15 protein-coding genes are annotated in these 12,591 nt (G+C 65.6%); 6 read left to right on the top strand and 9 right to left on the bottom strand.

What is annotated here, in order from left to right:
• Positions 1 to 297 (top strand): putative quinol monooxygenase, encoded by a 297-nt coding sequence (locus WJU21_RS15025; protein WP_346324269.1) that lies wholly within the window; start codon positions 1 to 3, stop codon positions 295 to 297.
• Between the two features lies 1 nt (position 298).
• Here WJU21_RS15025 and WJU21_RS15020 read toward each other — a convergent pair whose 3' ends face one another.
• A complete protein-coding gene (locus WJU21_RS15020; RefSeq protein ID WP_346324268.1) occupies positions 299 to 985 on the bottom strand; it encodes a TetR/AcrR family transcriptional regulator in 687 nt (228 codons plus the stop codon).
• Between the two features lie 64 nt (positions 986 to 1,049).
• Positions 1,050 to 2,336: an aromatic ring-hydroxylating dioxygenase subunit alpha gene (locus tag WJU21_RS15015; RefSeq protein WP_346324267.1), complete on the bottom strand. Its 1,287-nt coding sequence runs from the start codon at positions 2,334 to 2,336 to the stop codon at positions 1,050 to 1,052.
• Between the two features lie 114 nt (positions 2,337 to 2,450).
• Between WJU21_RS15015 and WJU21_RS15010 the strand changes: the two genes are divergently transcribed.
• Positions 2,451 to 3,419: a TIGR03621 family F420-dependent LLM class oxidoreductase gene (locus tag WJU21_RS15010; RefSeq protein WP_346324266.1), complete on the top strand. Its 969-nt coding sequence runs from the start codon at positions 2,451 to 2,453 to the stop codon at positions 3,417 to 3,419.
• 3 nt (positions 3,420 to 3,422) lie between these two features.
• Here WJU21_RS15010 and WJU21_RS15005 read toward each other — a convergent pair whose 3' ends face one another.
• From WJU21_RS15005 to WJU21_RS14995, 3 genes are all read right to left on the bottom strand, one after another.
• Positions 3,423 to 3,878 carry a nuclear transport factor 2 family protein gene (locus tag WJU21_RS15005; protein ID WP_346324265.1) on the bottom strand — a complete coding sequence of 152 codons (456 nt, stop codon included), beginning with the start codon at positions 3,876 to 3,878 and terminating at the stop codon, positions 3,423 to 3,425.
• Between the two features lie 63 nt (positions 3,879 to 3,941).
• Positions 3,942 to 5,084: an NAD(P)-binding domain-containing protein gene (locus WJU21_RS15000; RefSeq protein WP_346324264.1), complete on the bottom strand. Its 1,143-nt coding sequence runs from the start codon at positions 5,082 to 5,084 to the stop codon at positions 3,942 to 3,944.
• The gene (locus WJU21_RS14995; RefSeq protein ID WP_346324263.1) at positions 5,081 to 6,745 is read right to left on the bottom strand and encodes a choline dehydrogenase; all 1,665 of its coding nucleotides are present in this window, start codon (positions 6,743 to 6,745) and stop codon (positions 5,081 to 5,083) included. The genes WJU21_RS15000 and WJU21_RS14995 overlap by 4 nt, the downstream gene beginning before the upstream one ends.
• A 133-nt stretch (positions 6,746 to 6,878) precedes the next feature.
• Here WJU21_RS14995 and WJU21_RS14990 point away from each other — a divergent pair, with 133 nt between their 5' ends.
• Positions 6,879 to 7,190, top strand: a complete 312-nt coding sequence (locus WJU21_RS14990; RefSeq protein WP_346324262.1) for a rhodanese-like domain-containing protein — start codon at positions 6,879 to 6,881, stop codon at positions 7,188 to 7,190.
• Here the strand turns inward: WJU21_RS14990 and WJU21_RS14985 are convergent.
• From WJU21_RS14985 to WJU21_RS14975, 3 genes are read right to left on the bottom strand one after another with little or no spacing between them, the layout of a single operon-like run.
• Positions 7,184 to 7,672: an aminoglycoside phosphotransferase family protein gene (locus tag WJU21_RS14985; RefSeq protein ID WP_346324261.1), complete on the bottom strand. Its 489-nt coding sequence runs from the start codon at positions 7,670 to 7,672 to the stop codon at positions 7,184 to 7,186. The genes WJU21_RS14990 and WJU21_RS14985 overlap by 7 nt on opposite strands.
• Before the next feature lie 25 nt (positions 7,673 to 7,697).
• Positions 7,698 to 7,973: an aminoglycoside phosphotransferase family protein gene (locus tag WJU21_RS14980; protein ID WP_346324260.1), complete on the bottom strand. Its 276-nt coding sequence runs from the start codon at positions 7,971 to 7,973 to the stop codon at positions 7,698 to 7,700.
• Positions 7,974 to 7,983: 10 nt separating this feature from the next.
• On the bottom strand, positions 7,984 to 8,772 hold the full coding sequence (locus WJU21_RS14975) for an SDR family oxidoreductase (RefSeq protein ID WP_346324259.1): 789 nt from the start codon (positions 8,770 to 8,772) through the stop codon (positions 7,984 to 7,986).
• Between the two features lie 135 nt (positions 8,773 to 8,907).
• Here WJU21_RS14975 and WJU21_RS14970 point away from each other — a divergent pair, with 135 nt between their 5' ends.
• Positions 8,908 to 10,242: an aromatic ring-hydroxylating dioxygenase subunit alpha gene (locus tag WJU21_RS14970; RefSeq protein WP_346324258.1), complete on the top strand. Its 1,335-nt coding sequence runs from the start codon at positions 8,908 to 8,910 to the stop codon at positions 10,240 to 10,242.
• 8 nt (positions 10,243 to 10,250) lie between these two features.
• Here WJU21_RS14970 and WJU21_RS14965 read toward each other — a convergent pair whose 3' ends face one another.
• A complete protein-coding gene (locus WJU21_RS14965) occupies positions 10,251 to 10,637 on the bottom strand; it encodes a DoxX family protein (protein WP_346324257.1) in 387 nt (128 codons plus the stop codon).
• 153 nt (positions 10,638 to 10,790) lie between these two features.
• Between WJU21_RS14965 and WJU21_RS14960 the strand changes: the two genes are divergently transcribed.
• Both WJU21_RS14960 and WJU21_RS14955 read left to right on the top strand, forming a co-directional pair.
• The gene (locus WJU21_RS14960) at positions 10,791 to 11,663 is read left to right on the top strand and encodes an EthD domain-containing protein (RefSeq protein ID WP_346324256.1); all 873 of its coding nucleotides are present in this window, start codon (positions 10,791 to 10,793) and stop codon (positions 11,661 to 11,663) included.
• Positions 11,664 to 11,673: 10 nt separating this feature from the next.
• A complete protein-coding gene (locus WJU21_RS14955; RefSeq protein WP_346324255.1) occupies positions 11,674 to 12,522 on the top strand; it encodes an EthD domain-containing protein in 849 nt (282 codons plus the stop codon).
• Positions 12,523 to 12,591: the final 69 nt, after the last annotated feature.

The raw sequence follows: 12,591 nt of genomic DNA, 5'->3' as shown, positions 1-12,591 counted from the left end.
ATGGGAAAAATGATCGCGGTGATCGCCAGGGTTCGCGCCAGGGCGGGGATGGCGAAGGCGTTCGAGGAGATGGTGACCGGCGTGGCCGGCACCGTCGAGGCGGCGGAGCCCGGCAATGTGTTCTACCGCGCCTTTCGGACGCCGGACCCGCAGGTGTTCGTCGCCATCGAGGTCTATGCCGACAAGGCCGCGCACGATGTGCATACAGGTTCCGACCATCGCGCCAGGGCCGCGGCCAGGGTGGTGACCCTGCTGGACGGCCCGATCGAGGCCGAGCGGCTGGAGCAGGTCTGGTAGCTCAGGGCTCGTAGACACCCGAGGCAAACAGGGTCGAGACCGTGCGGATCATCTTTTCGGGATCGATTTCCGCATCCCTGAAATTGTGGTCCATGACCAGCGCCAGATAAGCGCCGACGCCGATCAATTGCAGGAACTGGGGATCCAGTTCCTTGTTGCGATGGCGGCCGCCATAGGAGTCACGGATGCTGGGCACCAGAGACTGGAACCAGGGATAGAGATGGCTCCGGTAGAACTGGCGGCCGCGCTCGCTGTCCGAGAACAGCGCCGTCACCAGCAGCGGATAGATCTCGCGGATGGTGTCGAGCAGCCGCTTGTGCGCCTCCAGGTTCAGACGATGCTGTTCCTCCTGGCTGGTGGCGCGGCGGTAGCTGCCGTCGATGTTCATCTCGTTCTCGACCAGCCGCTCCAGCGGCTCGACGACAGCGGCGTCGAACAGGTCCTCCTTGGTCTTGAAATGGGTGAACAGCGTCGCCTCGTTGACGCCCGCCTCGCGCGCCAGCTCCCGCGTGCGCGAGCCGCCCAGGCCACTGCGGATGAACACCTGCTGCGCCGCCTTCAGGATTTGTTCGCGCCGCACGGACGCCGCCAGGCGTTTGCGGCGCTTGGGCAGGCCGTCCGACGCCGGCGCGCCCGATAGGTCGTCCGGATCAGCTGGATTTGGCTTGTTCATGCGATCCCGTGTCATGGTTTGCTCATTGGTGACAGCACCTGCTGGACAGGGTGCTGCAAGTCGGTTCCAGCGCCGGCGATCACGCCTCGATGTAGTCCATCAATGTATGGTGCATGTGACGGATACGGCGCTCCTGGCTGCTGATCCACAATCCCCTGAAGGCGTCCGAATTCATGCCCTTCTGCACGTGGGGCAGGTTGACCGCGTCCTGATCGAGGACCAGTCCCAGCGACCGCTCGCCGAAGGCCACGTGCTCATGATCCGGCATCGGCGGGCGCGGCTGGTTCGCGGGCACCCGGACATGCACGGTGACGTCGTAATACATCTTGTTCGGGTCGGTTTCGTGCGGCCGCTGGCGGAACAGCATCATGCGGTCCGAGAAGATGTTCAGCGTCAGATTGGGGAAGATCATGTAGTGGTAATTGTCGGTGAGCTGGTCGTCGTTCAGCTCGGCATAGTCGACACCCCGCGCCTCCTGACTCTCGCGCTTGTAGACCTGCATGGCATTGCGGATCTCGCCGACCCGTCCGATGTAGTCGTCCGGGTTCATGCCCACGGCCTTGAGCTGGTTCGACAGGATTTCCGGCACCTCGTGCGGTTCGTAGCCCAGCCGCGGGCTGTAGGTGTGGTACGGCACCAGATAGCGGTTGTGCTTGTCGTAGAGATCGATCTGCACATCGACGTCGTCGATGGTGTAGGACAGCTCCGGGTGGATGCACTGGACGTGATAGACCTCATTGAAGGCGTCCACCGACGTCTTCCAGTTACAGTCGGATTCGACGGTGACGTTCATCACCATGGCCATCCGGTCGAAGTGGTACGGGTCCAGGTGATGCGGGATGATGCCAAGATAATCGTGCAGCGGCGGGCCATCGGGATCCATGCAGAACCACACCCAGCCGCCCCAGGTGTCGGTCTTGACGGTCTTCAGGCTGAGCTGGTCCCTGGGGCAGCCCTGGGAAAAATCCTGCTCGTCGGGGACGCTGACCAACCGGCCGGTCAGGTCGTATTCCCAGAAATGATAGGCGCATTGCAGCGTGCGGGAATTGCCGGAATGATCGAACTTCACCTGGTTTCCGCGATGGTTGCAGACATTGTAGAACGTGCGCGCCTTGCCGTCCTCGCCGCGCACGATCAGCAGGCTTTCGGTGCCGATGTCGGTGGTGATGTAATCGCCGGTCTCCGGGATTTCGTCCTCACGGCAGCCGACCAGCCAGACCTTCGTCCACAGCTTTTCCCACTCCAGCGTCATGAATTCGCGGGTGGTGTAGCGTTCCTTGGGAATCAAGGCCGATCCCAGATTGGGCTCCGGCGCCTTCTCGGCCGGGGTGACGATGCTGTGTTTGACCCGCGTGATCGCAACCATGAACGATGTTCCCGTTTCAGCCGCCGCAACGGCGCTCGCTGCAAGATAGAATAATCACTTACTATGTTGTAGGACTAGATAACAAGCGTTGCACGAAACTGGGGAGGATCAATCATGCCGCTGAAGAAACCGTTCCGTTTTTCCTGGCAGGCCTATGACGCCGAGACCCCGGAGGATTGGCGCCGCAAGGTCCAGTCCGCCGAGGCGCAGGGCTTTTCCGCGTTCCACCTGGCCGATCACTATCTCGGCCCGGGTCCGGCCACCTGGGGCCATCCTCCGCAGGATCTGGCGGCGGTGCCGGCCATGGCCATGGCGGCGGAGGCCACCACCACACTCAAGGTCGGCTGCCGGGTGTTCTGCACCGGCTACCGGCCTGCGGCGGTGCTGGTCAAGGAGGCCATGACCATTGATTTTCTGTCGAACGGCCGGCTCGAGCTTGGCCTGGGCGCGGGCTGGATCGAGGGCGAATACGAGGCCATGGGCGTGCCCTACGACCCGATCGGCCGCCGCATCGACCGGCTGGAAGAGACCATCAAGATCGCCAAGGCACATCGCGCCGGCGGCATCATGAACGTGGACGGCAATCAGGCCCGCGCCGTCGGATTCGAGGGGACGCCGCGGCCCCGTGGCAAGGTGCCCATCATGATCGGCGGCGGCTCGCCCCGGGTGCTGCGCCTTGCAGGCCGCGAGGCCGACATCGTCAGCCTCAACTTCAACAACAAGGCGGGCAAGATGGATTCGAGCAACATCGCCGCCTACTCCACCGCCGACGGCACCATGGACAAGATCAACTGGATCCGCGAAGGCGCCGGCGACCGGTTCGACGATATCGAGATCGAAATCGGCATCTATTTCGGCGCGGTCACCGACAACCAGAAGGCGACCGCCGAGGCCATGGCACGGCAGATGGACATGGACCCGGACACGTTCCTGTCGTTCCCGCACGCGCTGGTCGGGTCGGTCGACTACATCTGCGAGGAACTGGAGCGCCGCCGCGAACTCTACGGCTTCTCCTATGTGAGCATCCTCGACCGCTGCGTCGACGGCTTCGCGCCGGTGGTGGCGCGGTTGACGGGAACCTGACCGTCAGCCGCGGGCGTGGATGCCGGTGAGCGATTCGGGCAGCGGCATCAGGCCGCTCTCGGCGAACCGGCTCAGCTTCCAGCCCGACGGCGTGCGGACGTAGTCGAGGAAATATTTGACGTAGACCAGCACGCTCTGGCCGTCGCGGGCCACGCCCATGCCCATCACATAGGCGGTGCAGGCGGCGGCGTCCCCGTCCATCCGGGCAACCCTGAAGTTGCTGATGAAGTGCGCGTGGTGCGTCATGTCGGCGAACACCTGGGTGAAGAACTGCCGGATTCCCGCATGGCCGTCGAAGCGCGGCAGGTGGATGCCGCTCAGGTCCAGCACCGCATCCTCGGTGAAGCAGTTCAGCAGTCCGTCCATGTCGGACAGGGAGTCGACGGCGGCGCAATAAGCGTTCAGCACCTCCTCAAGGGCGAGGCGATCCTCTATCTGCTTCCAGCGATCATCTGACATGTGGTCCTCCCGGTTGGCACAACGATGCCTCTGGGGCGCAGGCCGGGTCAACTGAACAAACAGTCATTTTTCAGCGGCCAGCGCCTGACCGATGAGACACGCCGAGGTCCGCACCGAAATGGTGAAGGCGAAGAACGGCCCGAAATCCCGGGTTGCCGGCATGGAGGTGATGAACAGGCCGGGAATGCTGGTCTGGAAATGGTCGTCGAGAACCGGAAAGCCGTCGCGCACGGCGAGATCGCCGAGCAGTCCGGCGAGGAACGGCACCCTGCCGATCTCGACCTTGTAGCCCGTCGCCAGGATAACGTGATCCACGAGGAGCGTGCGGCCGTCGTCGAGCGTGACCGCAAGGCCGTCACCCGTCTCGCGGCATGACGCAAGCGCGGTGCGCGGCCACAGCGCCACATTCGGCCGCATCACGCGCGGCTCCAGCCACGGCTCCACCTTCGAGCGGCCCTCGATCCACAATCGCCGCGCCAGCGCATCCTGCTCCGTGCCGGAGAGGCTGCGGAACCAGCCGGGATCGTCGGCCATGGCATCGACCAGCGGATTGACCCACGACCAGTCAGACGGCGCGAAGGCGGGCGAATCGTGGCGGTGCGACACGTGAACCTGGGCAGCGCCTTCGTCGGCCAGCAACGCCGCCCATTCGAAGGCGCTCTGGCGGCCGCCGACGATCAGGCACCGTTTTCCCTTCAGCGCCGCGAAATCCACCATATCGCAGGTATGGGACCGGCGACCGGCCGGAATCATGTCGGCCAGCTCGGGAGGCACCTGCGGAAAATTGCTGAAACCGACGGCAACGGCCACGTTCCGCGCCGTCAGCTCGGCGCCGTCATCCAGGACCGCCGCGAATCCGTCCGTCCGTCGCTCCAGCGACCGGACCGTACCGAACAATGGCTCGATGCCGGCCTGGTGCCGAAACCACTCGGCGTAGTCCAGGTAGAGGTCGCGCGACAGGGGTTCGACATCGTCGGGCGTCTGTCCGCGCGCCTGCAGGAACGCCTCGATGGTCAGCCGGTTGTCGGCATCGAGGTGCCAGTCGCAAGCCGACCGCAGGATCATGCCGCGCGGCATGTGCTCCTTCCAGAACCCCATGGGCTGGCCGAACACGACCGTCTCCAGTCCCAGCATGCGGGCGTGGGCGGCAAGCGACAGGCCGAACGGCCCGGCGCCGATGATCAGCAGATCGGCGGGCATGCTCATGGGGTGTGCCGCTCCAGCAGGGCGCCGAATATCGGGACCTCCTCGGGCGCCGGCGGCGCGCGGCCCAGGATCATGTCGGCGGCCTTTTCAGCGATCATGATCGTCGGCGCATTGGTGTTGCCGCCGATCAGCGTCGGCATGACCGACGCATCGACCACCCGCAGGCCGGGCAAGCCCATCACCTTCAGCGTATCGTCGACCACCGCCATCGCGTCGCCCGCCACGCCCATGCGGCAGGTGCCAACCGGATGATAGATCGTCTCGGCCGTGCGCGTGATCCAATCGTCGATCTGGTCGTCATCCTGGATGTCCGGACCGGGATCGAGCTCCGGTCCGCGCACGCCGTCGAGGGCGGGCTGGCCAATGACATCACGCACCATACGGACACCATCGCGCATGGACCTGCGGTCGTTGTCGGAGGCCAGATAGTTCCCCCGGATCGCTGGATCGTCGAACGGATCGGCCGAGCGCAGCCCGACGCTGCCCCGGCTCTCGGGCCGGAGCTGGCACACATGGACGGAAAAGCCTTCCCGGTCCATCGGCACCCGGCCGTGGTCGCGCATCAACGCCAGCACGCAGTGAAGCTGCAGGTCGGGCAGCTCCAGGTCCGGACGCGACCTGAGAAACGCACCGGCCTCGAGGAAATTCTGCCGTCCCGGCCCCTGCCCGCGCAGCAGATAATTGAGCCCGGTGGTCAGCCTGGCGAGCCCCCGGTTGTGGCCGAATGCGGTGATCGGCCTTGGGCACTCCCATGCCAGGATCACATCGAGATGATCCTGCAGGTTCTGCCCGACACCCTTCAGCGGATGCACCGCTTCGACGCCCGCCGCCGCCAGTGCCTCGGGGTCGCCGATGCCGGATAATTGCAGGATATGCGGCGACTGCACCGCACCGGCACAGAGCAGCACCTCGGCGTTCGCCCGGACCGTGTGACGGCGCCGGTTCCCGCCCTGGGCGTATTCGACGCCGGTCGCGCGGCCGCCCTCGATCAGGATACGGGTCGTGCGCGCGTCGGTTTGCGTGAACAGGTTGGGCCGCTTGCCCAGGATCGGGCGCAGGAAACCCGCCGACGCGCTCCAGCGCCGGCCACCATGGATGGTCAGTTGATACGGCCCGAAGCCCTCCTGCTGGTAGCCGTTGAAGTCGGCGGTCAGCTTGTGCCCCGCCTGCTCGCCGGCGGCGATGAACCCCTCGAAGATCGGGTTGGGCGTCGCGGCGTTCGAGATATGCAACGGCCCGTCGGCGCCGTGATAGGCATCGCCCCCGCCCTCCAGCGCCTCGGACCGCTTGAAATAGGGCAGCACCTCGGCATAGGACCAGCCGCGCAGCCCCATCTGCCGCCACTGATCGTAGTCGCGGGCATGGCCGCGGATGTAGATCATGCCGTTGATGGAGGACGATCCGCCCCAGCCCCTGCCGCGCGGCCACCAGAGCCTGCGGTTGCCCAGGCGTGGCTCGGGCTCGGTGCGGAAGCCCCAGTTGAACGGGCCCTTTTCCTTGATCAGCTGGCCCGCGCCCGCCGGCATGCGGACCAGCAGGGAATCGTCCCGGCCGCCCGCCTCCAGCAGCAGGACCGTGGCCTTGCCGTCCTGGGTCAGCCGGTTGGCCAGCACGCAGCCAGCCGATCCCGCGCCAATGACGATGTAGTCGTAGCGGTCCATGCGAAGCGGTCTCCCCTCCGGTCCCTTATGAAGCCTAAGGGTTGCGGGCTGGAATTTCGAGCGCTTCGCGTGACTGGCGCGGGACGCACGGCTTGGCTATCGTCGCGCGGATCACGACTGGAGGAGACGGGCCTTGGAAATCGACGTTTTGAAGCTGAAGGACATGCGCGATACCGGCGAAAGCTACACGCTGCTGGATGTGCGCGAACCGCACGAGATTGCCCTCTGCAAGGTGGCCGGATCGGTCGACATTCCCATGCAGCAGGTGCCGCAGCGGCTGGCCGAATTGCCCAGGGAAGGCACCATCGTGGTCATGTGCCACCATGGCGGGCGCAGCCTTACCGTCACCAACTTCCTGCGCCAGAACGGCTTCGGCGCCATCAACCTGGCAGGCGGGATCGACGCCTGGGCCCGGATGGTCGAGCCCGGCATGGCGCGCTACTGATCGATTTCGGCGGCAGCCAGTTCCGAGAGGCGGCGCACCGCCTCGGTCCGTTTTGGTTCGAAGGGCGGCCAGAGAATGGACAATGCAACCCACGCCAGAACCCAACGGGCGAGTCGTTGCCGGTCCAGCCCCGCTGCAGCGGCGACATGTGAAAGTCGCGTCCGGAACCTAGCGGGATCGGCCGCCGTCTGCGGATCGGGATTGCACAACAGATTGGCGTAATCGAAGCCGCGCTCGCCCAGCAGCCCCTTGGGATCGATGGCCAGCCAGCCGCGATCACCAAAATCCAGGATGTTCCCGTGGTGGATATCGCCATGCAGCACCGTCTCGTCGGACGGCGTGGCGACCAACAGTCGTGCCGTGTCGGCGGCTCTGGCGAAGATACCGCCGCGGCCGGCCGCCTGCTCCAGGTCGCGAAACCAGCGCGTCAGCGGAACAAGGTCCGGCGGATTGGATGGAGATATCTGGTGAAGCCGGGTCACGGTAGCGCAGATGATGCCGGTAGCCTCATCGTCCGCGTCCGGTCATGGACAGGTTTACCAGCGAGCCGCCATGGGCGCGCTCCAGCAGGACGGCGCCGTCCAGGTGCGCCAGCACCCGCGCCGCGCCATTGCCGTTCCACCACGCCATCAGCCGGTTACCGCGCTGCTCCTCCTCATTGCGGGCAATCTTGAGCATGGCAGCCATCCCGCTGCGGCGCACCGGAAGCAGATCGCTGGTGTGGGTATGGATCGGCTCCCCGTCCGGAACCAGGCCCCATGCGTCCAGATAGGCGTCAAACATCCACGCCGCGTCACCGCCCGCCGGAAACCATGATGCATTCGCCGGTGATCCATTCGGCAGCGGGCGAGGCCAGATAGAGCGCGGCAGCGGCGATATCGTCCGGCCGGCCGATACGGCCGAGCGGCGCGGCAAAGGGCTGGAACGCCTGCAGGCCTTCGGGCGACAGGTCGGTGAGGCCCAGCCGAACCTCGGCATGCGCCTTCAGGTAATCCGTCTCGACCACGCCGGGCGCGATGCAGTTCACGGTGATTTTCCGGGGCGCGAGTTCGACCGACATGGTCTTCGACATGGCGACGACGCCGGCATTGCCGGCCGCGTAGGCGCCGCTTCCCGGCGTCGCCACCGCGATCGCCCGCGAGACCACGTTGATGATCCGGCCACCCTCGCCCATCCGGCGCGCGGCCTGGCTGGAGCCCCAGAATTTGTGGCGCATATTGTGGGCGAGCAACTCGTCCCACTTCTCTAGCGACATCTCGGCCACCGGATGGGCGAGGCCATCCGGGTTGCCGCCCGCATTGTTGACCATGATATCCAGTCCGCCGAGTTCGGCGATCACCCGGTCGAGCGCATCGGGAATCGTCTCTGCCAGGGTGATATCCCCGGCGATGGCCAGCGAGCGCCGTCCCATTGCGGACACCTCGGCAGCAACCGAATCCACATCCGGCTGGCGGCGCGCCATCACCGCCACGTCGGCGCCAGCCTCGGCGAAGGCGAGCGCAGTGGCGCGGCCAATGCCCCTGCCGCCGCCGGTAACCACCGCCACCTTGCCCGCCAGGCTGAAGTTCCCGTAGACACCCATGAAAAATCCTCCCCGTTCCAAGCATAGACCGGACCGGGAATCTGCGCCATTGCCGTTGGCCGTTCCTTAAACTAACATAATTGTCAGTTTTGGCGTGCGGCGGGTGCCGCCTGCCTTTCGAAACGGAGAAATGTCATGGGACTTCCGGTCGTTCACCCGCAGGCGCTTGACGGCGGCGATGTCCGCAACGTGCGCGGCGACCCCATCACTGGCGATCGATTCTGGTCGAAAGAGTTCGCCCAGAAGGAATGGGACCACATGTGGAAGCGCGTCTGGCACGTGGCCGGCCGCACCAACCAGCTGCAGGAGCCGGGGGATTATGTGATCCACGACTTCATGCACGAATCGGTGATCTGCGTGCTGCAGGATGACGGGTCGATCCGTGCGTTCTACAACGCCTGCCGCCATCGCGGCCAGCGGCTGGTCTGGAACGACGGGTGCCAGGAGGCGTTCACCTGCGCCTATCACGGCTGGGTCTGGGGCAAGGACGGCCTGCTGCAGGACGCGCCCGACCCGGAGACGTTCCCGCAGGGCGATCCGATCGGCACGTTGCGCCTCAAGGAACTGCAGTGCGACACCTGGGGCGGCTTCATCTGGTACAGCATGGATCCCAACGCGCCGCCGCTGATGGAATTCCTGGCGCCGATTCCCGAGTTGTACAAGCACTGGCCGTGGGAAAAGCTGGTCAGGGTCACCAACCTGACGATCGAGATGGAGTGCAACTGGAAGTTTGCCAGCGAGAACTTCTCGGAGTCGTATCACACCCGCACCGCCCATCCGCAGGTGCCGGCCTGGATCGATCAGGACCACTGGACCTCGGTATTCGAGATGTTCCCCATGGGCCATGGCCGCATTGTCCAGCCGGGCCGGCCATCACTGCGTGACGTGCCGCCGGAGGGCGAAGCCGCGCCGTTCGACAGCTTCCTGACCCCGTGGGGCATCGACCCGTCGAAATACGCCAGCTACGAGGAAAAGGTCACTCAGGGCTACCAGGACCTGATCGACGCCAAGAAGCGGCTGTGGCGCGAAAAGGGCTATCTGCACTACGAGAACCTGGTCGACGGCGAATTGGTCGACAGCCCGCATAACGTGGTGTTCCCCAACGTGACCCTGTCGGTGCTGCCCGACGACGTGATCTTCTTCCGCACCGAGCCGCACCCGGACAACCCCGAGAAGTGCACCTTCGACCTGTGGCACATGGTGTTTCCGGTCGAGGGCATCACCGACGTGGAAACCATGCACGGCCCGCGCAAGGTCGAGGAAGCCGCCTACGAGCGCCGGGCGTTCGACCGCGGCCGCGGCGTGCCCGAGATGCACGGCCAGATCGTCTTCCAGGACCTGAGCCTGGCCGAGGGCCAGCAGCGCGGCTGGCGCTCGCAGGGTTACGAGGACGCCTATCTGTCGAGCCAGGAAGTCCGCGTCCGGCGCTGGCACGAGGTGCTGAACGACTACATCGAGGGACGCCGCTAGAGGTTCTCCTACCGCCGCCTGTCGACGCTGAACGCGCCCGGTCCGGCGGCGGCGATGTACAGGAAGATGAAGCAGAACAGGATCGCCGCCTCGCCGCCGTTCAGCAGCGGGTGGAACCCGGCGGGCGCGTGGGCGATGAAGTAGGCGAACGCCATCTGGCCCGACAACAGGAACGCCGCTGGCCGGGTCATCAAGCCGATCAGCACCAGCAGGCCGCCGCCCACCTCAATCACCGCCGCCGCGCCGAGCATGGAGGCGAGCGGCTGGACGCCCGGAGCCGCGCCATCGGGAAACCCGAACAGCTTCACCAGGCCGTGGGACACGAACAGCGCGGCGGCAACGATGCGCAGCGCCGCGAGCGCATAGGGAGAATACCGGTCGAACGAGACGGCCATGGAGTCACCTTTCGTGAATGCCTGTGCGAATTCTAGCACCGACCCTGGCAGGTATTGAAATCCCACATGCACCATCGCCGCGAGCACCCCGGGAACGTCCGGGGTGACAAGCGGTCGGGGGCGTGGAATGATCCTCGGCGGGGAGACATGGTCATGTTCAAGGTTTTCGCGTTTCTGAAGCGCAACGCCCAACTGACGCACGACGAGTACCGGGCGGGGCACATCGGCTACCATTCCGGCCATTCGCGGCGTATGAAGGGCATGCGAGGCTACTGCGTCAATGTCTGGGCCAACCGCGACTTGAATGAGGCGCTGGGGCCGTTGCACGGCGCGATCACCCGCGGCGCGCCGGCCGACTTCCTCGACCAGTGGGACGGCTTCCCCTGCGTGCATTTCGACAGCTACGACACCTGGGTGGGTTCGAGCGAGCCGGAAAAGACCCGTGCCATGGCCGAGGGCCTTGTCGTCGATCCGGACCGCACGCCTGACGACGCGCCCTATCTGTTCGATGTGGTCCCCGGCACCAACGGCCAGTTCCGCTCCAACCATGTGCGCATGGACGAGCATGTGATGCTGCCGGTCGAGCGCGTGGAGTACAAGCAGACCAAGCTGGTCCAGTTCTTTCGCCGCAATCCGGCCCTGTCGGAAGCTGCCTTCAGCGCCGGGCTGCTGACCCGCCACGGCCCGCTGGCTGCCCGGATGAAGGGCCTGAACGGCTACATCGCCAATCTGCGCGACCGGGATATCGATTCCGCCATCAGGGCGTTCTACCCGCCAGACGACTGGCGCTTCACCGGCGAGGGCCGCACCGAGCGCGAGGCGTTCTGCGGCCAGTGGGACGGCGCCAACGAAATGTGGTTCGACAGCCTGGACGCGTTCCGGGCCGCCCGTACCGATCCTGCGATCGCCCCGGAACTCGACGCACTGGAGCGCCACCTGTTCGAGGCGGTCTGGTACGTGGAGGTGGACGAGAGCGTGATCGTCATGCCCAACCGGGACCCCGCGCCCGCTTTCTATTACCGGTAGGAGAACGGGGATGCTGAAGGTCTTCGGATTTGTCCGGCGCAACGCGAATTTGACCCACGACGAATACCGCGCCGCCCACGTGGGCTACCACAATTCCTATGGCCGCCGCCTGCCCGGCATCCGCGGCTACATCCTCAACGTCTGGTCCAATACGCCGGTCAGCGACAGCTTGGGGCCGCTGGCCGCGCGCATCACGCGCAGTGAGCCCGCCGGCTTCGACGCGATGACCGACGGCTGGGGCCAGTTGATGTTCGACGACCTGACCGAGTACCTGGCCGGCAAGAGCCCGTCGCGCGACCGCGCCGGGCCGAACGGCCTGGCCGACGACCCCAAGGTGGGCGACGTGGGCGGCGACGGCGACTATCTCTACAGCGGCTCGCCGTTCCAGTTCCATATCGACGAGCACGTGGCGCGTCCGGTGCGCCGTCCCGAGCGCAAGCTGTTCAAGCTGGTGCAGTTCGGCAAACGTCCGGATAGCATGTCGCCCGAGGAGTTCCGCGCCATCTGGACCGGGCGCTACGCCGCGCACATCAATACCATTCCCGGCCTGCGCGGCCACATCGTCAACTTCCGCACCGGGCTCGACGCCATGACCGGCTTCTTCCCGCCCAGTTCGGAAGCCTTCACCGAGGCAGGTGCGGTGCGCCGCCAGGCGTTCTTCGACACCTTCGACGGCATGGCCGAGATGTGGTTTGACCGGCCGGAGCAGTTCGTCGCGGGCCGGGGCGACCATGACCTGGGCTCCAAGCTCAATGCGCTCGAGCGCAAGCTTTTCAGCAGCGTTTTCTACCGCGAGGTGGACGAGACCATCGCCGTCCTGCCCAACCGCGCGCCAGCGCCGGAGTTCTATTACCGATAGATGCTTACGCCCGATTTTGCCGCCTGACGGCCCGTGAAAACGCAGGGCAGAATCCGCCCCGCACGCTTG

The organism is Emcibacter sp. SYSU 3D8, assembly GCF_039655875.1.
Taxonomy (GTDB): Bacteria; Pseudomonadota; Alphaproteobacteria; order SMXS01; family SMXS01; genus RI-34.
This window is presented reverse-complemented; position numbering and strand designations above follow the sequence as displayed.